This is a genomic window from Bacillus sp. FSL K6-0042, assembly GCF_038006685.1.
GTDB classification, from domain to species: Bacteria; Bacillota; Bacilli; order Bacillales; family Bacillaceae_G; genus Bacillus_A; species Bacillus_A pseudomycoides.
The window spans coordinates 40,460-66,679 of the sequence record NZ_JBBOVS010000003.1 but is presented as its reverse complement, the minus strand read 5'-3'; the positions used below and the strand labels follow the sequence as shown (position 1 = coordinate 66,679).

The following is a 26,220-nucleotide window of genomic DNA, read 5'->3' as shown; positions in this document are numbered from 1 at the left end:
TTTCCCAGGGGTGACTGACCCTATTAAACCGGTTGCCCCCGCTTAACATGGAATAAATACGTTATGTATTAAAAACCGACTCTTATTACATAGCCGGTTTCTTTTATTGCTTCACATACACTTAGTCTTCATTAGGAAACAGTAGGTAAAGTGATATTTGTAAAAATATTGTCTGAATCAACAAAGTTACGTATATGATTTTTATTTGTATAGTATTTTAAATTCAAAGGTGTAGAGCCTGTATAAACAAACTCATTTCCTTCTAGAACTAGTTCATTCGCTGCATTAGCTGAGCCAGATGCTAATAAGGCACCAAAAGATGTATTGTTTATCGTGACTATACAATTTGCTGCTTTATAAATTGTATAGGGTCTGTTTGTATCTGATAAAAACAGATTATTTTTGGTATTGATAGTGATATCGCATTCTTCTAATGACGTGTATGATACTTGGTTGTCCACATTTGTAATACCGCCTTCGCAGGTCGTATCTATAAGCTTTGATTTAGTAACCTTAACGTTCATGGGGCGTCCGCTAAACATATGATTTCTCAGCTCACAATTAATAAATTCTGATCTAGTGAATTCACAGACATCTACATTCTTAGGATTTGGATTTTCAGATCTGACTCGTAAGTTTTCGAATCTACAATTATCATACTCTTTCACTTTAAACGTCATTTCCTTTTGTATAGGGACAGATTTAAAGGTACATCTGCTTATTTTGTTTGCCTTTAGCCACGGTGCAGTAACTAGATTTTCTGTAAAAATAATGTAATTATTATCAAACGTGCAATTATCGCCCATTGCAATCATGTCAGGATTTACGTATTGATTGTTTGATAATGAAACCCTGTATGAATCACTAGTTACATTCATGATGCCACCTGTAAAGCTGTTGCCTTCGATATTCACAAACGCCGCACTGAAATTAGAAGTCATAAGGCCAATGTTGTTTTGACAGTTGTATAAGAAGTTATCCTTAATGTTTGCATGCACGAGAGAATACAAATTGATTGCAATATTATCAATGTTGTAAATGTGATTGTGCTCTATTAAAACATCGTAACACCCGACTAAGATACCATGATAACTACCGTAAATTTCGTTATCTATTATCGTACAACTTGCCCCATAACTATCTTCCATATTTATCGAATATCTAGTCGGGTCATTGAAAAGCGGTTTTCCATCCAAAAACCTAACCAAACCTTTTCCATTATCACGGATTTTATTGTTTACAATTTTGTTATAGCTACCACCTAAAGTAATACCGCCCCTATGCCCATTAAATATTTCACACTTTTTCACTGTATTATGATGGGGAATCCCGCCAAACATAATAGTAATCTGCATATTCTTACTTGGGTTAGTTTCATTGTAATACTGCAATCTAAACTTAGTTGCAGTAACAGGAATAGAAATATCGGTATAAATTCGTCTTTTCTTCATAACCCCTATGAATTTGTTGCTATTGTCGTAAAAGAAGATGTCCAATTCTTTAGTATTCAAATTAGTTTTTCTAGCGTATCCTGCGCCAGCTATAAGGAAAGAATTTATCTTTGGTGTTAAATCTTGAGGTATGTTTAACAGTTTTGTTATGAGTGTATTAGCCGAGGTGATTGGTTGTCCAGTTGTGTAATCTAAAGCACTTAATGTAAGTCCTTGATCAAATTCACCATAGTTATATATAGAATCTGAGCTAAATGAAACATTATCACCCATGTAATCGCGAACTGTACAATTTGTCATAGAACAATAACTTGAACTTCTTTGAAAGAGAACTCCATATGTGTGCTCCATTGCTGCTTCTAAAGGATTCGAGAAACTCCTATCATCCCTACATCCAATGACGGTTCCGCCAAATAAATGAGAATTAGTGTTTTTGCTAAAAACAACACTATTTCCTTTAAAGTTGTAATAATCAGTAGTTGTTCTATTATCGAATGGTGATTTTTTGTTAGAATCATATATTACTTTTAGTGTTGAACCACTTAAATTAAAGTCAATATTAGAAACCATAGCGATTTCACGAGGGTAACAGATCGCATAATTCCCCTTTGGAAGAGTCACTTCAGCATAATTGTTAGCCGCCGCAAATTGTAATGCACTGTTTATTCCCTGTATATTCTTATCAGCTTGTATATAATCAGCATCTGCATAGGGCTTGGTGGGGAATCCTTCTTTTATACCCCACTGATTTAATTCAATTAAATAATCCAATTCTCTTCACCCCTTCATTTTCTTAAAATAGTATATTCATTGATAAAAGAAACCGTCCCTATAAAAGGAAACTGTTTTAAAAATCACTAAAATTTACAGTCCTATTCATAAAAAAACAGTTATATTCTCTCGTTAGATTTAACAATGTTTAAAAGATTGAATCACCTTTTTAAAGACCAGTTTTATTTTACAATTGCATCCCCTCTTCCATATTATAGTTTTTATTGAGCGCTATTCTGTAGCGCTCTTTTATTTTTACTCACATCCTTTTGCCTGTACCTTAGTTACTATACATATCCGGACACGAAAACCTACTATTAGAATTCAAAAAGATGACATTTCTTCAATATATCCTATCAGGCTATTGTTTGTATAACTACTAGAACTGAAGAAAAGCAGTTATCTTTAAACTACAATAAAATATATCAGAATTTAAGGAAGACAGCTCAAGGAGAATTGTCCGTAAGAAACAACTGATGAGAGGGGAATAATCACGGGAAATGCCGCACTTTCTTTAAAATGGACCGATATGGCTCGATCTTAAATAAAAACTAAAAAAAGTACCTAGAATAAAAAAAGGGGGAATGACAAGGAAATAATGTTTTTTTCTCATCTTCACAGCATGTAAAAACTTTCTGTTCGTAAATATAATCATCGGAAAAAGAATACCACTTATTATCAAAGTAATAACTAAACCCATAACAATACCCACCCATTCTTCTACCATATCTGAGCAACCATTAAATAGACAATTGATTGAATAAACAGTTATTAATACCCCTAAAAGAGCATACCCAAAAAGAAAACCAAAAATAAAATTTAGAAGCACACTTATTACTAAGTACAATTTTTTCATCTATTCACCTCAAAAAACAATGCAATTTCATACATTAAATTCCGGAAAATTCTAACATTTATAATCATCGTTCTTCAAATCAAAGAAGCTCGACTAAAAAAATAAATCTTTTTATATTCATTTACACGAACACTTTTAACTTTTGACTATGCATCATTTATTTTGTTATTTATCTCTTCTAACACTCGCAACTGCTGCTCACCTTTCTTTACAGCCATAGTAAAATAATTTTGTAAAAGTCGTATTGTGTTATTATCAATATAATATCGTTCCGTTATATTCCCCCATGTCTTGCTATTTTGAAAATCATCCCAAGTAAATGGACTGTGTTCTTTTTTCTTTAATTCTTTAAATACCCATCTTTTCATTTTCTTTTTTGCTTTTTCAGTTAATAAACCATTCTTTACAAGTACGAGTTCTTCATTTCGTTTATACCGCTTATAAATATCCTTTTCCTTGAATACTTTAAGAAAGATATTCAAGGTATTCTTAGCGTCTGCAAAGGCACGGTGCTGCTTTCCTTCCCATTCTAAAGAAAATTGTTCCACCGCAAATTTTAAACTTGGTGTATGTATAAATAATTGATCATATGCTTGAAATACAAATTTTTGCAAATCAAATTTTCTCTCATTCTCTATATTAGGGCATTCTATATGATGTAGCTTACAATCTTGCGCAAGAAATTTATAGTCTTCCTTTCCCCATGTTATAAACATATAATCATCCCCAGCAAATTGAAGAAATCGTTCCATTACCTCTGGAAACATTTCTACCTCTTTTAGATCTTGCTTTGTAATGCCTGTTAATTTTGTTGTATGGCGAGTTAGAGGTGCGGTTGGTTTAACAAGTGAAGAAAATTGTCCTATTATACGCATTGTACTTGCTTCTACCTTGATTGCCCCAATATCAACCACTTCCAAGGGATCTTGCAATTTATAAGGTCGAAAATTCCGTTCAACATCAAAGACAATATAATATTTAAGTTCATTCAAGTCATATCCCTCTTCCTTATCTGATTATATTTTTAATTATATATTCCCCACTGTACAAATACACAAAACAAAATTTATAAAAAAGATCCTGAGATTTCTTTTTTGAATATTCAGTCAAAAATAACTAAATTTTTTTGTATATAAAGTAAAGCTTTAATCAGCGAGGTTTGCTTTATCTCTCGTCTAGCTTCTTTGCTTTCGTCGAATTTTGAGGTGAGCGTATTACTGCACGCGAATAGCGGGATAAACATACATTCGAAAGAATGAAATGAATCAGGCACAATAAAAAAAAGAGAAGGGCAAGCCCTTCTCTTTTCAATTCAATTACTTCTTAACTACGTTAGTAGCTTGTGGTCCACGGTTACCTTGTTCTACTTCGAAAGTAACTTCTTGACCTTCTTCTAAAGTTTTGAATCCGTCGCCTTGGATAGCTGAGAAATGAACGAATACGTCTTCTCCGCCTTCAACTTCGATAAATCCGAAACCTTTTTCTGAGTTAAACCATTTTACTTTACCGTTTTGCATGAAAAAATCCTCCTACAATGTACCTATATGTACATATTCATTTTCGACCACTTTACAACAATAATAACGACATTAAAAAACTGCAACCGCAGAGGAGATTTAACATTGCTATCCTCTTCTGAAGTTACAGCTCATTTAAATCTCTATATTATTAAAAGTAAAATGGTTTATAATCACTATATCATACCAATATAATAAAAGTAAAGCTAAATTCTCTATTTTTTTTTACATTTTACACAACATTTTCCTCCCAGTGCATCACTTTCGATTCTCCAGATCCAAATACAGCAACTTTTTTCCCAGCTAAATCTATACCTTCTAAATCATCATGGAAGTCTTCTGCTTCAAATGGTAGTTCCCTATCTCCCCACGTATAAGACCCCAAAATGATACCATCATATTCTAATAGTTCTTCTGCGTCCATCCCTTCCATTTCTTTCAATTCCACTTCATGATTAAATGCATCCAAACTCACTTTAATTAAATCAGCGATACTTTCTGTATTTCCTGACATACTTGCAAATGCTATTAAAATTTCCGCCATGTTGACACCCCTTTTTACAATTGATTATCTTTTTTATTTTTCTCCTTACCGCATTAAATACACTTACTTGTTTACTTATTCAACTTCCCTATCACCCTTTAGACAATCAGCAATTCGGCTATCTATTAGAGGTTATTTTGTCACAGGGCTTCAACTTTAGAATTTCTCCACTAGTTGCCTAGCAGCTACTAGGCGAATTGGTTCTTACCTAGACTTTCACCAGTAAGCAATACTTAGCTTAACTGGGCACGCTATAAAAAAAGCACGAATGACTCTTCTTGTCATTCGTGCTCCTCTATTTTTATTTTTTAAAAATGCCAAATGGCTTTCCTACTGGTAATACAACTTTTCCAAAATGTGTATTTAATACAGCAGCTGCTGAACCATAGAAAGATAGTAATGAAATACATAGTTCAGAATACGCTGCTAAGTTATGCATAGCATGTGGCATAACACCTAAAGTACTAAATGAAAGACCGATAAATAAGAAATCAATAAGTACAAAAATCATAAATAATACTTTATGTGTTTCCATTGCTCCAATAGTCATAAAAATTGTAAAGATTAGATACCCAATAAATGCAACACCAAGTTGCTTTGGATCTACAGCTTGTGCCAATTTTTCGCCAAATACACCAAGTTGAATTAACCATGATGTCCCAACACCTAACCAAAATAGACCATACGCACCAAAAGCAGTTGTACCGAACGTATTATTATGCTTTGCATCGTGAACGCAAGCAAAAAGTTGTGCAAATCCTCCTAAAAAGATTGCCCATGGTAATACAAATGAAACGCCATCAGTTAATCCTAGCTTTTGTGATGATGCTACAAGTGTTACCATTGCTAATCCAAATAGACCAATTCCAGATGGATCCGCTGTTGTCATTTTTACATGATGTGTAGTTTGATTACTCATAAAAACCTCCTGATTTTGAACACATACCTGAATACAATACTGAATTCAGATATGTATGTCAATGGTTTTTATTGTATGTCGTCAGACTTCACATTTTTGTAACAATGAAATATCATTTTCAAAAGAAGAATCACCACCATTACTTTTTCAAACAGATTGAACAACTCCTCCCCGCATCTACAAAACATGCATGAATTCTACATTATATTTGTGATTATAATCACCTCGATCTCTTTTCTTATCCATTAAGCTAAAAACATACAAATGAACAGAGGAGTGATTCATATGGCTACACCTTTTACTAAAACATCTATTGTTGGTGAAATAGTTACCACTTTTCCACAAGCAAGTGATTTGTTTAAAAAACATCGTATTGATTTTTGTTGTGGCGGGGACAAAACAATTGAAATAGCGACACAAACAAAAGAAATTTCTCCTGATGAACTTTTAAAACTATTAAATGAACAATATATTTTATATAAATCAAAAAATAATGAATCTACAAACTGGAGTGAGGCTAATTTTTCTATACTAATTGACCATATTATCCAAAAACATCATCGATATATTCAAGAAGAATTGCCACAGCTGAGCCCATATGTAACAAAAGTATTTCGCGTACATGGTCAAACAGAGTCGCATTTAAGTACCGTTCACCGACTTTTTCATGAATTAAAATTAGAACTTGAACAACATATAATAAAAGAAGAAACTCTTGTATTCCCGCTTATCAAAAAATACGAACAAAATTCATCTCAAGAAAATTTAATTTTGGCAATTGAAAGGCTTGAAGAATTAGAACAAGAGCATGATGGAGCTGGCGATCTTATAAAAGAATTACGAATCATTACAAATGATTTTACTCCCCCAGAGCATGCATGCCGCACATATCGTATGGTTTATAATCGTCTAGAAGATTTTGAATCTGATTTATTCCAGCATGTACATCTTGAAAACAACATTTTATTCAAAAGATTACTTTCTTTATATAAGATGCTCTATACTATACCATGTAGATAAAACACCTTATCGATACCACTTATTACATATATGGGAGGAGTTTTAAAGAAATGCGCTACGTCATTGTAACAGGTACTTCACAAGGATTAGGCGAGGCAATCGCTACACAATTATTAGAGGAAAATACACGACTCATTTGTATTTCTAGAAGACAAAATGAAAAACTTATTGAAAAAGCAAAACAAAAAGATATTCCTTTAACATTTCACTCAATCGATCTCCAAGATGTACATAATCTAGAAACTCATTTTGAAACAATCTTTTCATCCATTGAAAAAGAAAACATATCGTCTATCCATTTGATTAATAATGCCGGTACCCTCGCACCAATGAAACCGATTGAAAAATCAGAAAGTGAACTTTTGATTGCAAATGTACAAATTAATTTAATTGCACCGATGATCCTTACTTCTTCGTTTATGAAACATACGAAAAATTGGAACGTGGACAAACGTATTATTAACATTTCTTCAGGAGCCGGTCAAAAACCATACTTTGGATGGGGAGCATATTGTACAACGAAAGCTGGCGTGAACATGTTTACACAATGTGTCGCTATAGAGGAAGCTGAAAAAGAATATCCAGTAAAAACAATTGCTTTTGCCCCAGGTGTTGTTGACACAGACATGCAGCAACAAATTCGGCAAACAGAAAAAGAAGATTTTACTAACTTAGATCGATTTATCGCTTTAAAAGAAGAAGGAAAATTACTCTCCCCTGAATATGTCGCTAAAGCGATTATCCATCTTTTAGATACACCCCATTTCGAATCTGGCGGCGTACTTCGCATTGATGAAAAATAGTTTCATAGCAAAAGGCTCGCATATAAGCGAGCCTTTTATCTTATCGGTTCTAAAAATATTAATACAGATTCCATTATTGGTTCATATCCTATCTCTTGGTAAATCTTATTCGACGTTGGATTTGCTAAGTCTGTATATAAAGTAGTTGTTTTATAACCTCGGTCTAACATGAGCTGACTGAGAGCAGCTACACAATTAGAAGCGTACCCTTGTTTACGTTCTTCTTTCGGTGTATATACAAAATTGATTGTAATATTACTCTTAGTAGGCCTTGTAATTGCAGCTACTGAAACTAATCTCCCATCTACTTCCCATCCAAACAACCGATTTGTACTTACTAATGTATTTGCAGTTTGTTTTGCTTTTTCTTCCGTAGTGGGCAAATGAACATCTTCACAAAATTGGTGCACCCACTTTTCAATTAATGGTAGTTCAACGCTGTTTACTCGCCGGAAAACTCCATATTCCCCCCATTGCCTCTTTACTTTTTTTAATTCATACACACCTTGATTCATACGAATAGAAAGCTTCTTTTGTTCTAATTTTGCAATCTCTTCAGCTAATTGTTTCACTACTCGCTTTTCACCAATCAATCCCGGTATATCTGGATACACCTTTGTTAATTGTTTCGCTATCCCCTCTATAGCCTCTTGCGAAATCTCGGATTTAGCGACAATCATTTGCTTTTTCTCAGTTTGAAGAAGTATGAGAGCAATTTTTTCATTTTGCTTTGCTATTGCCATAAACAACGGATTCTCCGTAGACTGTAACACCCCTAACAATAAATTATTTTCTTGCTCATTCATTTCCAAAATGGGGGTGACTTCCTTCTTAAAATAAGAAACATCTTCATATACCTGTAATTGAATCATCGACAATCTCTTCTTTCTATATAAATCCCTTTTGATTTTTCGACATATAAGTCGTTGATACGAAGAAGAAAAGGTGACTTACACTCATTTTCTCTCTCTGTTTTAACTTGGCATGAGGCAGGAAAAGGATCTGACCGTTTCTATGCATGGCCGGATACTCTCTCTCACCTAAAAAGAAGGGGTTTATTTGGATTTATATTTTTATATTTAAATAGAATATTGGCGATTCATTCATTAAATCCTGCTTTTACGATTCAATAATATTCAAGACTATCGTCATTACTTCTTTTTCAGCTTGTGAGATCCGTTGTTTTTCCCTTTCGAATTTAATTTCTTCGTTCTTAAAACACTCTCTCCTCTTTTGAATCATACGTACCATTTCTTTTTTGCTCGGCCCACCATATACAGTCCGTTTTTCAACAAATGATTCTGGTGATATAATATCATCCCATTCTTTTTCTGAAAGTATTACATGAAAGTTTTCTTGTAAATATATATTTACTTCTGTGAAATTCAGTTCATGTAACTCTTTTTTCTGCTGTATAGACATTGTTGCAATATCACTTGCAGCACGATGAGCACGCCGAAAAGGAATCTTATAATTTTTTGTTAATGCGTCTGCAAAATCTGTTATTGTAATCGCATGTTGAAACGAGCGAGTTCTTAAAACTTCATCTTCCACCTTCATCGTTCGAATTACTGCATTCATCATACAAAACACACGAATTGCCTTTTCGATTCCTTCATACAAATAAGGCTGCAAATCATCTTCTGTATCAACAATATCTCCAAACGGTGTATTATGAATCATTTGAAATACAGTGAAAGTTTCTCCAAGTGCACTGCTAGCGAGAGCACGAGCATGTTCAATGGAAACAGGGTTCCGTTTTTGCGGCATTATACTGCTGATTTGTACGTATGGGTTTGCGACAGTAATCCCATTGTATTCTTTTGTTGCTAGTAGTAAGAAATCATGGAGCCATCTACTGCTATTCGTCATCGCTACCATAAGTGTCGCGCTTGTTTCTAATAAATAGTCTGCGCTTGCAATAGCGTCATATGAATTTTCAATAACACTTGAAAAACCGAGCAACTTTGCAACCTGCTGTCTATTTATAGGAAAGCTTGTAGTAGATAGAGCAGCTGCACCCAAAGGAGATTGATTGACAAGATGATATACCTTCCAAACACGCTCTAAATCCCGATGCATTGTATCATATATTGCTAACATATAATGACCGAATGTTGTCGGCTGGGCAGGTTGTGTGTGCGTATAAGCAGGCATGATTGTTTCCATATGTTCATTCGCAATTTCTAACATACTTTCTTGTAAAAGAAGAAAATGCTCTATATAACGGAGTAAATAGCGACGCAAACTCATCCGATACATCGCGACCCCCATATCATTCCGGCTCCTGCCAATATGCATATTACTTACAAAATTATGATTTGCTTCTTGCCCAATTAAATGCTCCACTAAAAAAAAGAGATCTTCATGCTCCTTCTCATACAGTAATTGACTCTTTGGAATTTGTGCCACTTTTTCTAACGCTGTTAAAATAACTTTTGCATCTTTTTGTTTCATTAATTTTTGCTCAATAAGCATGATAATATGAGCACGATGAATCATAAACATCTCTTGCAATAAGTAATCTCGCTGAAATTGAAACACATGCTGTAGCACACAATTTGCATAGGTTTCCCCAGGGAAATCAGCGCCCTCACCCTTTATAAATTCCTCCTTATTTTGTTTCATCACCTTTTCTCCTTTCGCCCAGTTATTACTAATCATCATACCCTGAGCTTTTGAAAAGGTGCTTGTATAAAGTGAAACTATAATTAGTGGGAAATCCCTTCATCTCCCCATTAATTATTAGCCCTCACCAATCGGGCCTTTACAGGATAAAAATAAACCCGATGCTTCACGCATCGGGTTTATTTAATAACAGTGGCATCATATTTTTCACTTTTTAACACCTGGAAATGTAAATTTAGCAAGTGCTTACGAAGCTCTGTACTATCATCTTCATCCAATTGATTTGCTAAAAATACAATTTCTGTACAATTCCCAAGTTTATCAGTGGCATAAACTGCTTTTGCTAATGTCCATGGTGTATACCCATTTTTTTGTCCAGCATGCCGGAATGACTTACGATACTTCTTTGCTTTCATGTCCGTTTCAACGAGATTTGCCCACTCATTTTCTCCAGCCTTTGTAAATCCTTTTTTATGATTCGCTTTTTCCAGAAGCACCATATAATCATTTGCGGATGCAGCTGGCAGCCTATCTGACCATATTTTTTCATATTTCCCTTCTAAATAGAGCGGAATTTCTTTTTGTAATAACGGTCCTTTCTCTTTTAACCGTTCATGTATTAACATGGCATAACGACGATATTCTTCTGAAGACATTTCTTTTAACTTTTTCTCTAATTTAGATTTTGGAATATGCAGTTCCTTCTGCAAATATCCCGGAATGTATAGAGAAGAAACAATAGGAAATAACGGTTGATGTGAAGGAAGTGATAGGCTTTGTAAATTTTGGTTAATATAATCTAGTCCAAGTCGATCCATTAAATATTCTGTATTTGCATTTGAACTAAATTTCACCATCCCTTTCGCAACTTCTTCTAAAGAAACGGCATTTTCATCCATTTTACCAGTTTTCATTAAATACTTTTGCCAACGATCCTGCGCACCACCATCTGTATTTGGAATATAGTAACGATTTACATCATCAATTGACACATAACTATTTGGGTCAATTCTCCCATCTACAACTTGTTTCGTAAATTCAAGTGCAACAATTAACTTCATCGTGCTCGCAACTGGTAACACGACATCTGGATTCACAGAATAAACAACTTTATCATTTCGCTTTATAAGTAGGGCACTATTTTTTTCATCTTTATGTTCTTCAACAAATGAGGCAACATATTGAGCATCGTCATTATTGGAACTCCAAACTTTTTTCACTAAAAAGTTACCGGATATAAGTACTATGAATACACCAATGATTCCTGCACATATTATAACTTTTCTCAAGTGAAATCCCTCTCCTAATTTATATCTTTTCTCTATTATATACAGTTATAAACAAAATAATAGAGACAATTGTCTAAATAATTATCTCTATTATTGTAACTTGTAATCTCCTATTATGTCTATGTCATAAATCGAACAAAGTTTTCAACAAACTTCTTATAATTTAATTTCCATCCAATTCTCACCCAATTTTTAAGAGCTACTGCATCAGGTTGCGGTCGGAAATCAGCAATACTTTCCCCCTTTGCACTACCTTCTAAGTCCACATCTACTTTCCGGTATACATATTCAATAATAGAGGGATTTACAACTGCCATCATCGTAACAACATCATGAATGGGACTTCCAGTAATTTTCGGATCTATTTTCTTATATGCTTTATAATAATACTTAAAAATAGGGTCAATTAATTCTCTAAATTTTGTTTTTGAATGTTTTGTTATATATTGAACAGTTTCTGGTGTAATAATAGCATCCTTTGTAACATTGAGTGGAATTAGTGTCAAATTCTTTGCGTAGTGTGTCACAACATTTGCAGCAAGTGCATCGCCATGAAAATTCGCCTCTGCTACAGGCGTAACATTCCCTGGAACAAGAAATGCTCCACCCATACAGTAATACTCTTTTACATCTTTCATTATATCTTTCCCTAAAATAAACGCCGTTGCCAAACTTGTTGATCTTCCTGCATCAACAATAATAATTTCTTTTTTATAACGCTTAATAATGTCAAAGATTGTGCAAAACGATTTAATATTTGGTTGAATGGTTTTTGGAGGGCGAATTGGTCCTAACCCTTCTGCTCCATGAATTTCAGGATAATATGTTATAAATTCACCCGACAACGGCATTTTTGCTCCATTTATAATTGGTATATCCTCTCTGCCTGCTAGTTGCATTAAATACGCAGCATTGCTCGTTGCTTGCTCTTGTGTTACATTTCCATATCCAGTTACAATCCCAACGATTTCAATCTCAGGATGTAATAGCCCATACATAATGGCTAAAGAATCATCAATACCTGGATCTCCTAAAAAAAGCACCTTTTTCATGGCACTTCCCCCCCATCCCTTCACCTCTTATTATGGTATAAACCAAAATACATGTTAACTATTTTTCAAACCATATACGCCATAAAGTGAAACTGTAATCAGTGGGGGGGTTTCTTCATCCCCCACTGATTATTAGTTGAACCAATCGGGCTTTTACGGGCATATCCCCCACCTAACTTCTTTGCTTTTGCCAAATTTTGAGGTGGGGGTCTTACTGCCCGTTAATGCGGGATAAATTAAAATCACACTGTATTCACACACTGCTTTTTGAATAAACGATGAATTATTCAAAAAGCCACTGGATTAAACCATTTGTTCAAATTTCGTTCATTGTGATTCGATTCACAAAAATACAGAATAAACTTGTAAATACATTTTATTATGTATCGGAGGAATTTATTATGTTTATTGATTTTTTACGTAATAACAAAAAAGCTTTATTTATCATTTTAACCGAGAAGACCCCCTCCTCTAAACGAAGTGAAGGTGGGGGTAGTTCAATTAGCTTTCTCGTACAATGGGGAGAAATTTTAGTTGGGCTTGGACTTCTTTTAGGAAGGCTAACTAAAACCGCTGTATTTTTCGGGATTATTATAAACACTGCTTTTCTTTTAAGTGGAACTGTAAGTACAAATCCAAATATGATACTATTGTCTATACTTATTTTAGTAGCAGGACATAACGCTGGGCGTGTCGGTCTAGACGGATTTGTTTTTCAGAAACTTTCCATAAAAACAAAAATAACTATCCAACCTATCCTACACATAAATTCGCATCATAATTAAGTTTTTAATTATAAAAAGTAGGGCTCTTATTGAATCTATAAGAGCCCTACTTTTTATATTGCCTATTTTTCCAACAAATTTATTTGGTTGGAGCATAAACTCTTTTGCCCCAACCTAATCATCTTTTTCTATCATTGATTAAAAAATATAGAACCTATCCAACTTGTATATTTTATTCAAACCTATATCTTTATGGTACTTTATCCCGCTATTTGCGGACAGTAACACTTCCACCTCAAAATTCAGCCAAAACAAAGAAGTTAGCTAGGAAATGAAGCCTCCCACTGATTAAAGTTTCACTTTATTTGACGTTAACATACTACCTATTACATACGCAATGAAAGCAAAACAAATGGGAAACACGACCGTATGCAGACCAAATGGTTTTGGGAAACAAAGATGAAATATCATATAAGAACCAACACCAATGAGAATTGAAGCAAGTGCACCAGTTGCATTTCCCTTCTTCCAATATAACCCTAAAACGATCGGCCAAATAAAAGCTGCTTCTAATCCACCAAAAGAAAATAAATTTAACCAAATTAAGAAATCAGGTGGTTTAATAGCTGCTGCGTACACGAGTAAGCCGACAATGCCAGTAATCCACAAACTTCCTTTTTTAATAACCGTGTCAGCGGCATTTTCATTTATGTAATTTACATATATGTCCTTAATAATTGAAGAACTCACAAGTAGTAATAGTGAGTTTACAGTGGACATAATTGCTGCCATTGGGGCAGCTAAAAAGATTCCAGCAAGCCAAGGTGGTAATACTTCCAGTGCAAGAAGTGGCATTACTTTGTCTGGTACAGTTACGCCTGGGAGCACCACGCGAGCAAACACACCTGTTAAATGCATGCCAATCATAATTGTACCAACAACAACTGTGCCAATTATTAACGCTTGATGCATTGCTTTTGAATTTTTATAAGACATCGCTCGTACACTAATTTGCGGTAAACCAACAACACCAACACCAATTAAAATCCAAAATGATGTCACATACGTTTTTGTTAAACTACCATCCGCTCCAAACGGCGTAATTAAGTTCGGATTAATTTGAACGAGTTCTTGCATAATCTTTTCAATTCCGCCTCCAGCAATCACCGTTGCAATTAAAATAATTGTTGTACCCGCTAACATAATCATGCCGAGTAATGTATCGGATAAAGCAACAGCACGGAATCCACCAATTAAAACGTATACAAGTACAGAAAATGTAAAAAGACATAAAGACGTTGTATACGAAAGGCCTGTTAACGATTCAATTAACCTTCCGCCCCCAACCCACTGGGCAACTGTTGCTGAAAATAAAAAGATAATAATACATAGTGCTGAAAGAATGACCACTGCTTTATGATTATATCTTCCTTTTAAATAATCAATAAGCGTAATTGCTTCCATTTTTCTTGCAATGATCGCAAACTTTTTGCCAAGTACTGTCAAGACAATGTAACCCGTTACAACCTGGATCGCTGACAACAATACCCATCCAAGTCCCATATTGTATGCAATACCAGGTCCCCCAATAAAGCTACTCGCACTACCGTACGTAGCAATCATTGTCATAGCTAATAATAAGCCACCTAGCTCACGACCTCCAAGAAAATATTCTTGTAAAAATTTATTATGAGCCGTTGCTTGTACACGTCTTGATGCATATACACCAATTAAAAATACAACGATAAAACAAATTATCATTGGAATTATTACATACCAATTCATCTATCATTCCTCACTTTTTTCTTCCTCATCGAGCGGAATATCTTGAAATACAAAACGTACAACTAAAATAAGAAGGATAACCATTACAATAAATCCAACTATACAACTATAAAAAAACCATGCTGGAAAACCTAATACATATGTATATTCACTTGGATCCTTACTACCAAGCCCATAAGCAAAACCATACCATATTATAAAATTAATAAAAGCAAGTCCAAGACCGATTAACGCTTCTCTATGGGCAATTCGAAAACGTGGGTCATCATGTTGATTCTTCATTTTCCCCCTCCTCTCACGATGTATAATTGTACCACTGTTTTTCTAGTTTTTCCTACTAGAAAACAAAAACGAACAGGAATTTTTATAATTATGTAGAATCCAATTCTTTATTACATATCGTTTACAATTGTAACGTAAATAAAATTTGAATTTTCAGTATTTTTTATTTATGATTAAAATTAGAGGTCTTTCACCTAGTCTCTTTACAACCTTGCTATTGGAATAAACGCCGTCTCGTACTGCGTTTACATTATATTTTCAAGGGGGTTATACAATGAGTCAACTAGCTGTAAATCTTCATGAAAAAGTAGAAAAGTTTCTTCAAGGAACAAAAAAATTATATGTGAATGGGGCGTTCGTCGAAAGCGCTTCCGGAAAGACATTTAAAACTCCTAACCCAGCAACTGGCGAAACACTTGCGATTGTTTCCGAAGCTGGTCGCGAAGATATTCATAAAGCTGTAGTAGCTGCTAGAGTTGCATTTGATGAAGGACCTTGGTCGCGTATGAGCGGCGCTGAACGCAGCCGTCTTATGTATAAACTTGCAGATTTAATGGAGGAACACAAAGAGGAACTTGCACAACTTGAAACGTTGGATAATGGAAAACCAATTCGTGAAACATTAGCAGCAGACATTCCGCTTGCAATTGAACATATGCGGTATTATGCTGGCTGGGCTACAAAAATCGTCGGCCAAACAATTCCAGTTTCTGGAGAATATTTCAACTATACACGCCATGAAGCAGTTGGTGTCGTTGGTCAAATTATTCCATGGAACTTCCCTCTTCTAATGGCAATGTGGAAAATGGGGGCTGCTCTTGCAACTGGTTGTACAATCGTGTTGAAGCCAGCGGAACAAACACCTCTTTCCGCTCTATACTTAGCTGAATTATTTGAAGAGGCTGGATTCCCAAAAGGTGTTGTTAACATCGTACCAGGATTCGGTGAAACAGCTGGACAAGCTCTTGTGAATCATCCTCTCGTTGATAAAATTGCATTTACAGGTTCGACTCCTGTCGGTAAACAAATTATGAGACAAGCATCTGAAACACTGAAACGAGTTACGTTAGAGCTTGGCGGCAAATCACCAAATATCATCCTACCAGATGCTGATTTATCTCGTGCCATTCCAGCTGCACTTTCTGGCGTTATGTTTAACCAAGGTCAGGTATGTTGTGCAGGGTCACGTTTATTTATTCCAAAGAAAATGTATGATAACGTTATGGCTGACCTTGTTCTATATTCGAAAAAATTAACACAAGGTGCAGGATTAGATCCTCAAACTACAATTGGGCCTCTCGTTTCCGAAGAACAACAAAAACGCGTTATGAGATACATTGAAAAAGGTATTGAAGAGGGTGCAGAAGTACTTGTTGGTGGAAACAAACCATACGAGCAAGGGTATTTTGTTGCCCCAACAGTATTCGCAGATGTAAATGATGAAATGACAATCGCCAAAGAAGAAATTTTTGGTCCTGTCATCTCCGCATTGCCATTTAATGATATTGATGAAGTAATTGAACGTGCAAATAAATCATCATTTGGTTTAGCTGCTGGTGTATGGACAGAAAATGTGAAAAATGCACATTACATTGCCAGCAAAGTCCGTGCTGGTACAGTGTGGGTAAACTGTTATAACGTATTTGATGCAGCTTCTCCATTCGGTGGATTTAAGCAATCTGGCCTTGGTCGTGAAATGGGATCTTATGCATTAAACAACTATACAGAAGTGAAAAGTGTTTGGGTGAACCTAAACTAAATGAAAGAGCCTGACCAAAGTTGGTCAGGCTCTACTTATTATGTAACAACTCGTTTAGAGAGCCCAAATATTTTATTCCGTAACATATTTAAAAATATGGAACTATCTCTTACACTTGCAAGCCACCACTCACATTTAATACCTCGCCTGTAATATAAGAAGCATACTCTGAAGCGAAAAAGGCCGCTGCATTCGCGATATCTTGTGGCGTTCCAATTCTTCCAACTGGGATTGCACCAACCATCTTCTCTTTCACTTTATCTGGTATTGTTTTTGTCATATCTGTATCCATAAACCCTGGACAAATGGCATTACAAGTAATACCAAATCCACCCACTTCTTTTGCTGCCGTTTTTGTTAATCCAATGACACCCGCTTTCGTTGCAGCATAATTTGCTTGCCCAATATTCCCTTCCCTACTAATGGAAGAAATATTGATGATACGTCCAAATTGTTGCTGTCTCATATAAAGAAGTGCCGGTTGCATACAATAAAACACACCGGTTAAGTTTACTTGCATTACTTGCTCCCAAGCTGATTTCTCCATTTTATGTAACATCGCATCTCTTGTAACCCCTGCATTATTCACTAAAATATGTAATTTCCCAAATGTTTGAACTGCGTATTCAATTAATGACTTCGCTTCGTTTTGATTACTCACATCACATGCGTATAAACTTACTTCATATCCTTGGTCTAAAAATTCTCTTGTTGTTTCTTTTAATTTCTCCTCATTTACATCGCTAATTAACACCTTTGCACCTAACTTTGCAAAAGTACAAGCAATTTCTTTTCCTATCCCTTGTGCAGCTCCTGTTATAACAGCTGTTTTCCCATGTAAAAACTCCATTACTCTCCCCCATTTCTATTACTTATACTGTATATTTCGGCTCTTTCCTTTCTAAATCCTTTTTGTATAAAAAAGTCTATTTGTGTCAAACTAAAGTTGCAACATAGCATACACACAAGGAGATTGTGTCGAATGAACAAAAAGCACCTAGGACGAAACAAAACTTCTGATGGTATTGATGTAGAGTTTTCTCGTGAACTCGCTGATCATGATGATTTAGAAGCAAACGCACGTGCTGACGCCGCCGATGCACGTCAAAAACGCCAGTCAGAACAAAAATAAGGCGCTATCTCGCCCTTATCCTTTTGCAATTGGGACCTACTACCCATAAAAAACGAAATAAACCGAGATCATTTCTCGGTTTATTTTCTATATTTTTTTATATAATGAGCAAAAGTAAGGAGTGGAAATATATGATGATAGCTATGATATCGAATATAAAATCCATCTGGTAGCCCTATGCCTGTAGGATAATCTTGATTCTGAGTTAGATGTGTAAGTAAATAAGAAATCCCTTTTCGAATAACAGGCGTTTCCGTATCATAATAAGCAATAAGTGCATCGAGCGCCCATGCTGTTTGTGATGGTGTACTAAAAGGTAACGAAATGAATCGCTTCTCTATACTACTCCTGCAAGACTCGCCCCACCCTCCATCACTATGCTGAATACTCTCTAACCATGTAGCTGCTTTTTGTAAAGCTATATGATTAGATGAAACTCCTATAGAGCGTAAACCAGTGAGAGCTGCCCAAGTACCATATATGTAACACACACCCCATTTCCCATGCCAGGATCCGTTCTTCCCCTGCGTATGAATTAACCAACGAATCGCTCGATCTTTTGGGTCACCTTGTAACTCTTTTGGAGCGTACGTTCCAAAAAACTCTAACGCCCTACCTGTAATGTCTGGCGTAGACGGATCCGTAACCATGTCCCCTGAGTTATCAAGAGGTAAATGTGTTAAAACTTTACTTGTTACACCTCTTTCAAAAGCAGCCCAGCCCCCATCAATATTTTGTAATCCCCTCATCCATTCAATTCCTTTTTTCCAAGCTTCTTCTACTTTTTGATTCCCTTTCCTACTTCGCGCTAACGCTCTAAGTGTAGCTGTCGTATCATCAATATCAGGAATTGTCGTATTAATATCTGAAAAGCCCCAACCTCCAGCGTCTAGTGATGGAGCATGCACACTCCAATCTTTTTTCTCTTTATGTTGTTTTTGCAGTAAATAATCTGTCGCTTTTTGAATCATTTGGTGATCATGTGGTACACCTGCTTCTTGCAACGAATAGCTTAGTAAAGCGGTATCCCACACTGTAGATGGTGAATTTTGAAGATGAGTTCCCCTATCCATATTCCATACATAAGTTTTCAATCCTAATACTGCATTGGAAATAAGCGGCGATTGAATGGAATGCCCCAGTGCAAGGAATGCATAAATCATGTAAAATGTAGCACTCGCATAACTGTATAATGTTCCATTTGTATCAATCCGCTCAATCATAAAACGTTCTACTTCTTTGTCCCCTTTATGATGCAAAGATAAAGGATATAATAAAAACTTCTTCACATCTCCAAGAAGCGTTTGAAACAATGGTGAACGTTCTTCACGGAACCACTGCTTTTTACTCCCACCTGAAATATAATCTAAATTAGGAAGAATCGTTTTGGACACAGTAAATCGTTTATTCATACAAATCATCATCGGAATGAGGTGAATACGTGCGGAACTACTTAGCTCAAATATACTAAGCGGGGAATCTTCAGGTAAAAATAACATGGGTGTTGGGAAGTGAAATAAAGAAGGATATTCATATCCTCCATGAAGCGCTAATAAAAACTTCGTCATAAAGTGAGCCTTTGTAATCCCACCCTGCCTCCGAATAAACGCTTCTGCACGCTTCATATTTATATCTTCTTTCGTATACATTTTAGAAGCAAGTAAAGCCGCATACACCTGAATGGTGGCTGACAAATTACCAACAGGCTCATCTTCGTACAGCTTCCAAGTTCCTTCATTTGTTTGCAGAGATGCTAGTCTTGCAACAAATGGCTCTATCTCTTGATCTTGGCCTAACAATTTAAGTAAAAAAATCATATGACAATCTGTTAACGGTGAACCTTCAAAACAAAAGCACCACATGCCATCTTGTTGTTGCATCGCCTGCAGTGCAGTAATTTCCTTCTTAACTTTCTCACGCACTTTTTCATATAATAACACCCTTTTCACCTACCCTTTCTAAATCCGTATACGATATTCCACTTCGCACGCAATTATGTATAAAACAAATAAAAGCAGAACATGTAAATACACATTCTGTTCATAAACAATATCCAATTCCAACAACAATTCCTAAAATAGCTCCGACAACAACTTGATAAGGCGTGTGTCCGACAAGTTCATTTAATTTCTTATATTCTGTTTGTCTACCATGAAAAAAATCATTTAAAATCTTCGCCTGTTTACTTACTGCGAGCCTTACTCCTGAAGCGTCGTACATGACAATAATGGCAAAAATGGCTGCTACAGCAAACACTGCACTCGTAACTCCTTCCACCATGCCAACTCCTGTTGCTAACGCTGTAACCGTTGAAGAATGAGAGCTTGGCATTCCACCAGAAGCAAAAAATTGTGCAAAATCAAATTCTCTCGTCTTTACTAGTTTAAAAATGACTTTCGTTAGTTGTGCCAAAAACCAAGCCATTACAGCTGCCATAAGCGGATCATTATGTAAAATTGTCTCCATATTTCCAGCTCCCTACTTTCGGTAATGGAAATTCCATACTATAAGTATAAAGAAAAAAGCGTAGAAAATACTACGCTTTATGATACTTTTGCTGATTTATTTTTAAGAAATTTCGGTTGCTTACGAAGTAAAAATTTTGTTTTTGCCATTGAAAATACTAATAATGCCATCCAAATAAAGAAAAAGGCTGTCGTATGAGCCGACGTAAAATGCTCATGGAAAATAAAGACACCTAAAATCAGATTGATGGTCGGTGAAATATATTGTAAAAAACCGATCATATAGAGTGGAATGAGCTGTGCTCCTTTTGCAAAATAAAAAAGTGGCAATGCCGTAACAACCCCCGCTCCCATTAATAGTAACGTTGAAGTGATCGAAATAGAACCAAATGAACCAAAACCATGCTCACCAATCATAATCAAGTAAATAACCGCAAGGGGCGTCACAATCATTGTTTCCATTGTAAGACCTATCATTGCATCATAATTCAGTAATTTCTTGGTCAACCCATATAATCCAAATGTAAACGCCAGTGAAAGGGCAATCCATGGAATCGAACCGTATCGAAACGTTAAAACAATAACACCTATTCCCGCTAAACCAACTGCAACATATTGCCAAAAGTTAAGTTTTTCTTTCAAAACAACAGTACCAAGTAAAATACTCACAAGAGGATTAATATAATAGCCAAGACTCGCTTCAATTATATGATTCTGATTCACAGCCCATATGTACACAAACCAATTTCCACTAATTAAAATGGAGGCGATTGTTAACGAGATTAATAATTTAGGTCGTTTAAAAAGGCTCACAAGCTCGCTAAGAAATTGCCTTAATCGCTTTGAGACCCCCAAAATCAGCAGCATAAAAACAAATGCCCAAACTATACGATGTGCTAATATTTCTTCTGCAGGAACTTCCCCTACCCATTTCCAGTAAACAGGAAGAACCCCCCACATCATATAAGCACCAGCCGCATATAAAACCCCTTTCTTTTCCAGTGCTTTTTGACTCTCCATCTTCCCTTTTCTCCTCTTCTCTTTTTCTATTCATTATACGTTGTCACAGAGCTACTTTACCAATATTACTCTTATAACTTTTTCGACATTCCTCGTACCTATATACAAATTGAAAAACCGAAATAAAACCTTTCTTTTTAGGTGGGAGAGAGCATCCAGCCATACATAGAAGTGGTCAGACTCTCTTCCTGCCCCAGGCAAAGTTAAAACAAAAAGAGAAAACAAGTAGCGGTCACCTTTTGTTCTTCATAGTAGCAACTTATATGTTGGAAAATCAGAATGGATATATATATAGATTCCTTTCCTTATATGAAGCAAAATAAACCTAGTGTAATTACAACAAGTACTGGTATACCAAAAACAAATTTACCTTTATGTGTTTTATGATGGAATACATACATACCAATCCATGCACCAACTGCTCCTCCAGCTGCTGCTGCTAAAAACAAAGTACTTTCTGGTGTTCTCCATTTCTTCTTTTTTGCTTTTTGTTTATCCAATCCCATAAGACTAAATGCTATAGCATTAATAATAAAATAAATCCATTTCATTTCTTTCTCTCCCTAAAAAAATTCCCTTTATTGTAACATGAATGACCATGCAGGCTAACCTGCATGGTCATTCATGCTTCTGTTTCTTGTTCTTCTTGTTCTGTATTTTCATCCATAAATCGTTGCTCTTTTATTTCCATTGAAATCATCGCATGGTAAATCTCCGGATATAATCCAAATATTTGATACACACTTCCTAAAAATGGCACCTGGAACCCCTCTTTTCATAAATAGCATTTCCATACTTAAGGTTCCCTATCTTTCCCCTACACATTCGTTTTTGTATCTTGTTCTTCATCTTGAACATGTAATAAGTGCTGCCATTTTTTATAAGGCGCACTATTTGGATCAACATACCCTTTCGCATACGAACGGTCCCATAGTTGTTTTACAAACATCTCTGCCTCTTTCTTCGCAACCATTTCTGCTCCTGTACCATAATAGTTTTGAAAATACAGACCAATCTCATCCATAAGTAAACGCAATAATTCATCTGATGTTTCTTCTAGCGTTGGATCATACTTTGCCTCACGGTCATACATTAAAATGATATCTAAAATATTATGAACGTGCTCTTTTCTAAGCCATCTCACATCCTGAGCCCCTAATACAAAGGCCTGTGTATACAAATGTCCGCCTTGGAGCATTGCTTTTTCCTGCTCTTCTTCAAAACGGGACAAAATATTTTCATAAATAAACGGATTATGAAGTAATGCTCGATGTAATTTATAGCTTTCACTTGAAATGTTTTTCCCCATTGACTGAATTAAAAAGCTTCGCCCTACACCATTATATTGATATACAAATTGACCATCGACAGCGACAAGACTAATCCACCGGTACATATATGCATAAAGAAGAGCACGATTACATTTATCATAATCTAGCTTCGTTTGCGTTGCATTTAAATCGGGCATGAAGGCTGGTAAGTGCCAATATTTATCTAAATGTGGTGTTAAATTAGATTTTTTAATATTCAATTTATTCACACGACGATAATAAGACTGAAAATAATCTCCTTTATCATTCATAAAACCATTTGCAAGATGTCCCGATGAAAGTTTAGGAAAATCTTGTAATGATAATCCATAATGAGCTCGGTAACAAATTACTTCAAATGGTGAAAATGCTTCATTCACTGTATCTTTTTCTTGAAACATTTCTTGCAATAGTTCTTCCTGTAGTTCCTGTTTTAGTGATGGATGTATACCCCAATATTGTAACTCTCGATGATGGGCTACCTTCGGGATAAATGGGCTTGCTAGATGGAAGAGATCTTCAATTTTTTCTCTCACATATTCATTACGATCACGCTTTTTAAAATCAGCTTCTTTTCGCAATGCTTCAATAATATTGAGTTCTAATTTGTCACGATATCGGACTTGGAGCTCGTTATAACAATACGTTAAAATATGCTCCCGATAAAAATCCTCTACTTTCTTCGATTGACTTTCCTCTGCTTGTGCATCGCGGCAATATTCCGCATACAAGCTCATATACATCTCTGCTGATATATCCTTTGGAAGCACACCTAAGTTTAAATGCTGCTGCATATCTTCCCATATTTTTTCTTGTAGCTTTTCATCTGCTAACACATATACATTCGTCGGATTTGTTTTCCCTTCAAATTCTTTGCTGCGTTTTTGAATTTCAAACAGCAAATTTTCACGTGTTTCTTGTAAATTATCAAAGAATCTTTCCCAATGTTGGATCATTTTATTTACTGCCTGATATAGCGATTGATAAACGAGTTCCAGTAGCATTTCTTTGCGATATTCATTTAACTTATGCACGTATTGCGTCACTATATCTTCAAATTCTTTTCGGAACATACGCTGCTGATTATAAAACATTTTGCCAAACCAACCTTGTTGCTGTGCAAGTTCAACACGTCGCACAGCTGTTACTGTACCATCAATATTGCTCACATTAAATTTCTTATCATAGTTTTGAATTAGATTACGCTTCTGTTCATTGCTCTCATGTAATCGATTCATTTTCTCTACTAATTGCTTTCGAATCTCATACAGCATGAAACGAGCAGCCACTGGATGAACAGCTTCTGTTTTCTTTAAAAACCATGTATTTAGTTGATATGACTGCCCCTCTGATCCACTAGGCGTATAGCGGTCTGATTCTATCATGTCATATAAAAGTGTCGTCACATGCTCATGCACACGGCTCGGTATCGCATAGGCATACAACCTGACAGCGTGATCAACTCTTGCTACTTCGCCCTTCATTTGTTCCATCATTTTAAGCTTCGCAGCAGATATTTTGCACTCATGCTGTAATCTGTTTAACTCTTCATCTTTTTGTACTGTACGCTGCACGTAACTTTCGACCGCTTCTAAAAATAATTTTGATTTCGCGACGCCTACCTTACCACCTTCTGCACCTTCGCGTGTTTCATTGTACATTTGTCTATAGAAAATATGTGCTTGTTCTGGGCGAGTGGCAAGATGCTCTAAATCTTCTAAATAACTCTTTCCCCGCTCTGGCTTCTCACGCTGCATACCACGACGAACATCTTGTTCATACCGCTGTTTTTTCTCTTGAAACAATTGATCTAAATGTAGCCAGGATTCATCTAATCCTTGCACAGCCCATTTCAAGGCACAATATTTTAAAACATGCTCATATGGATAAATAAGCTTTGCAGTTCCAGCACCACAATAACGTGCTTTTCCGTTCGATTCCGCCAACTGCTGAATTTGATTATCCTCTTGTGCAAAATGACTTGTGGACATCGGACTAAATAACTGTAAATAAATCGTATTTGTCATTTGTTCCATGTAATCTGATAGATTGTGTAAATGATGACCATGTAAATTTTCATAATCATATAAGAAACAATAATTATATGGTAAATGATGCTCTTTAATTGTATGATTCGTTCTTCCGTCTTCATCCACTTGATCTGGACGATACTCTAGTTCAATTGTTACACCCCCCCGCTTTGATAATTCACCCGTTGAGCCAAGTGTAATTGCATGAAGTTCTTTTAATGACGCGTAACCATTTGCCTGAACAGTTTCAAATTCTTTCGCACTAACGGTGCGCGTCTTAACAAGTGCATCTGGCATTAAAAACGCACCGCGAATTAAAATGTTATGATGTTGCAATTTCTTGCGAAGCATTTCACGTAGGTACAACGCAATTTGTAAGAACATACCCGAGCCAGTGCCACCAGCTAATGATGTAACGATAATAACTCGAACACCATACTCTGTTTGATCACTTGTGACAGGAAAAATCTTTTCGATTTCTTGCCAAAAAGCAGTCAATTTATCTTCTTTCATCGCTGCCCGAAGAGCTAAGCGTGAAATCACACGCAGTTGACCAGCTCCTTCAGTTAACGGCTTATCCAGAATAGTAGGGTCCATTGGAAACCATTCCGGGATCGTTGGATCCCCTGCAATATATTCTCGCGGCGTTTTACTAGAGCTCGTTTGTGTCTTGAACTTACGAATATGCTCAAATTTACTTAATGTATTCACATCTGTATCAAAGACATGCATCGCTACCTTTTTACGTCGTTCCTCTGGCAATTTCTCATATATTTGGTGTGTAACGGTACTCCCGATTCCACCTAAGCCAATTAAAATTGTTGGAACTTGTAATGTCATGTGAACCACCTTCCTATTTGAA

The 26,220-nt window shown here is 35.7% G+C and carries 22 protein-coding genes and 1 pseudogene; 5 read left to right on the top strand and 18 right to left on the bottom strand.

Annotated features, from left to right (window positions below):
- Positions 1-131: 131 nt before the first annotated feature.
- The 5 genes from MHH45_RS26615 to MHH45_RS26595 form a co-directional block, all read right to left on the bottom strand.
- The gene (locus tag MHH45_RS26615) at positions 132-2,222 is read right to left on the bottom strand and encodes a right-handed parallel beta-helix repeat-containing protein (protein WP_088094232.1); all 2,091 of its coding nucleotides are present in this window, start codon (positions 2,220-2,222) and stop codon (positions 132-134) included.
- A 1,002-nt stretch (positions 2,223-3,224) separates the two neighbouring features.
- Positions 3,225-4,070: an exonuclease gene (locus tag MHH45_RS26610; RefSeq protein WP_016115667.1), complete on the bottom strand. Its 846-nt coding sequence runs from the start codon at positions 4,068-4,070 to the stop codon at positions 3,225-3,227.
- 324 nt (positions 4,071-4,394) lie between these two features.
- Entirely contained in the window at positions 4,395-4,595 is a 201-nt protein-coding gene (gene cspB / locus MHH45_RS26605; RefSeq protein ID WP_001179149.1) for a cold shock-like protein CspB, read from the bottom strand.
- A gap of 232 nt (positions 4,596-4,827) precedes the next feature.
- On the bottom strand, positions 4,828-5,139 hold the full coding sequence (locus MHH45_RS26600) for a flavodoxin domain-containing protein (protein WP_088094230.1): 312 nt from the start codon (positions 5,137-5,139) through the stop codon (positions 4,828-4,830).
- A gap of 301 nt (positions 5,140-5,440) precedes the next feature.
- The gene (locus MHH45_RS26595) at positions 5,441-6,058 is read right to left on the bottom strand and encodes an acetate uptake transporter (RefSeq protein WP_016115669.1); all 618 of its coding nucleotides are present in this window, start codon (positions 6,056-6,058) and stop codon (positions 5,441-5,443) included.
- A 285-nt stretch (positions 6,059-6,343) separates the two neighbouring features.
- Here MHH45_RS26595 and ric point away from each other — a divergent pair, with 285 nt between their 5' ends.
- Positions 6,344-7,078, top strand: coding sequence for an iron-sulfur cluster repair di-iron protein (ric, locus tag MHH45_RS26590; protein ID WP_016115670.1), 735 nt, complete (start codon positions 6,344-6,346; stop codon positions 7,076-7,078).
- A 50-nt stretch (positions 7,079-7,128) separates the two neighbouring features.
- Positions 7,129-7,881: a (S)-benzoin forming benzil reductase gene (locus MHH45_RS26585; protein ID WP_016115671.1), complete on the top strand. Its 753-nt coding sequence runs from the start codon at positions 7,129-7,131 to the stop codon at positions 7,879-7,881.
- A gap of 35 nt (positions 7,882-7,916) precedes the next feature.
- Here the strand turns inward: MHH45_RS26585 and MHH45_RS26580 are convergent, their stop codons facing one another.
- From MHH45_RS26580 to MHH45_RS26565, 4 genes are all read right to left on the bottom strand, one after another.
- Positions 7,917-8,753 (bottom strand): GNAT family N-acetyltransferase, encoded by an 837-nt coding sequence (locus MHH45_RS26580; protein ID WP_016115672.1) that lies wholly within the window; start codon positions 8,751-8,753, stop codon positions 7,917-7,919.
- A gap of 247 nt (positions 8,754-9,000) precedes the next feature.
- Positions 9,001-10,509: an argininosuccinate lyase gene (gene argH, locus MHH45_RS26575; RefSeq protein WP_016115673.1), complete on the bottom strand. Its 1,509-nt coding sequence runs from the start codon at positions 10,507-10,509 to the stop codon at positions 9,001-9,003.
- A 179-nt stretch (positions 10,510-10,688) separates the two neighbouring features.
- The gene (locus MHH45_RS26570) at positions 10,689-11,798 is read right to left on the bottom strand and encodes a serine hydrolase (protein WP_016131781.1); all 1,110 of its coding nucleotides are present in this window, start codon (positions 11,796-11,798) and stop codon (positions 10,689-10,691) included.
- Between the two features lie 119 nt (positions 11,799-11,917).
- The gene (locus MHH45_RS26565; RefSeq protein WP_016115675.1) at positions 11,918-12,850 is read right to left on the bottom strand and encodes a nucleoside hydrolase; all 933 of its coding nucleotides are present in this window, start codon (positions 12,848-12,850) and stop codon (positions 11,918-11,920) included.
- Positions 12,851-13,353: 503 nt separating this feature from the next.
- Between MHH45_RS26565 and MHH45_RS26560 the strand changes: the two are divergent.
- A pseudogene (locus MHH45_RS26560) lies at positions 13,354-13,631 on the top strand (hypothetical protein); the annotation flags it as partial.
- A 292-nt stretch (positions 13,632-13,923) separates the two neighbouring features.
- Here the strand turns inward: MHH45_RS26560 and panF are convergent.
- Together panF and MHH45_RS26550 are read right to left on the bottom strand one after the other, a co-directional pair.
- The gene (gene panF, locus MHH45_RS26555; RefSeq protein ID WP_016115677.1) at positions 13,924-15,360 is read right to left on the bottom strand and encodes a sodium/pantothenate symporter; all 1,437 of its coding nucleotides are present in this window, start codon (positions 15,358-15,360) and stop codon (positions 13,924-13,926) included.
- Positions 15,361-15,363: 3 nt separating this feature from the next.
- Entirely contained in the window at positions 15,364-15,642 is a 279-nt protein-coding gene (locus MHH45_RS26550) for a YhdT family protein (protein ID WP_016115678.1), read from the bottom strand.
- 274 nt (positions 15,643-15,916) lie between these two features.
- On the opposite strand from MHH45_RS26550, the gene MHH45_RS26545 reads away from it, so the two are divergent.
- The gene (locus MHH45_RS26545) at positions 15,917-17,401 is read left to right on the top strand and encodes an aldehyde dehydrogenase family protein (protein ID WP_016115679.1); all 1,485 of its coding nucleotides are present in this window, start codon (positions 15,917-15,919) and stop codon (positions 17,399-17,401) included.
- A 109-nt stretch (positions 17,402-17,510) separates the two neighbouring features.
- On the opposite strand, the gene fabG is transcribed toward MHH45_RS26545, so the two are convergent.
- Positions 17,511-18,251, bottom strand: a complete 741-nt coding sequence (fabG, locus tag MHH45_RS26540; RefSeq protein WP_016115680.1) for a 3-oxoacyl-ACP reductase FabG — start codon at positions 18,249-18,251, stop codon at positions 17,511-17,513.
- A 132-nt stretch (positions 18,252-18,383) separates the two neighbouring features.
- Here fabG and MHH45_RS26535 point away from each other — a divergent pair, with 132 nt between their 5' ends.
- Positions 18,384-18,533, top strand: a complete 150-nt coding sequence (locus tag MHH45_RS26535) for a YfhD family protein (protein ID WP_016115681.1) — start codon at positions 18,384-18,386, stop codon at positions 18,531-18,533.
- Between the two features lie 80 nt (positions 18,534-18,613).
- Here the strand turns inward: MHH45_RS26535 and MHH45_RS26530 are convergent, their stop codons facing one another.
- The 6 genes from MHH45_RS26530 to MHH45_RS26505 all read right to left on the bottom strand — a co-directional run bounded on the left by MHH45_RS26530 (position 18,614) and on the right by MHH45_RS26505 (position 26,198).
- The gene (locus MHH45_RS26530; RefSeq protein WP_088094229.1) at positions 18,614-20,473 is read right to left on the bottom strand and encodes a terpene cyclase/mutase family protein; all 1,860 of its coding nucleotides are present in this window, start codon (positions 20,471-20,473) and stop codon (positions 18,614-18,616) included.
- Between the two features lie 100 nt (positions 20,474-20,573).
- Positions 20,574-20,999 carry a divergent PAP2 family protein gene (locus MHH45_RS26525; protein ID WP_016115683.1) on the bottom strand — a complete coding sequence of 142 codons (426 nt, stop codon included), beginning with the start codon at positions 20,997-20,999 and terminating at the stop codon, positions 20,574-20,576.
- Positions 21,000-21,076: 77 nt separating this feature from the next.
- A complete protein-coding gene (gene rarD, locus MHH45_RS26520; RefSeq protein ID WP_016115684.1) occupies positions 21,077-22,018 on the bottom strand; it encodes an EamA family transporter RarD in 942 nt (313 codons plus the stop codon).
- A 305-nt stretch (positions 22,019-22,323) separates the two neighbouring features.
- Positions 22,324-22,569: a DUF1294 domain-containing protein gene (locus tag MHH45_RS26515; protein WP_016115685.1), complete on the bottom strand. Its 246-nt coding sequence runs from the start codon at positions 22,567-22,569 to the stop codon at positions 22,324-22,326.
- Between the two features lie 71 nt (positions 22,570-22,640).
- Positions 22,641-22,778 (bottom strand): hypothetical protein, encoded by a 138-nt coding sequence (locus MHH45_RS26510; RefSeq protein WP_016115686.1) that lies wholly within the window; start codon positions 22,776-22,778, stop codon positions 22,641-22,643.
- A gap of 57 nt (positions 22,779-22,835) precedes the next feature.
- Positions 22,836-26,198, bottom strand: coding sequence for a tubulin-like doman-containing protein (locus tag MHH45_RS26505; protein WP_016115687.1), 3,363 nt, complete (start codon positions 26,196-26,198; stop codon positions 22,836-22,838).
- Positions 26,199-26,220: the final 22 nt, after the last annotated feature.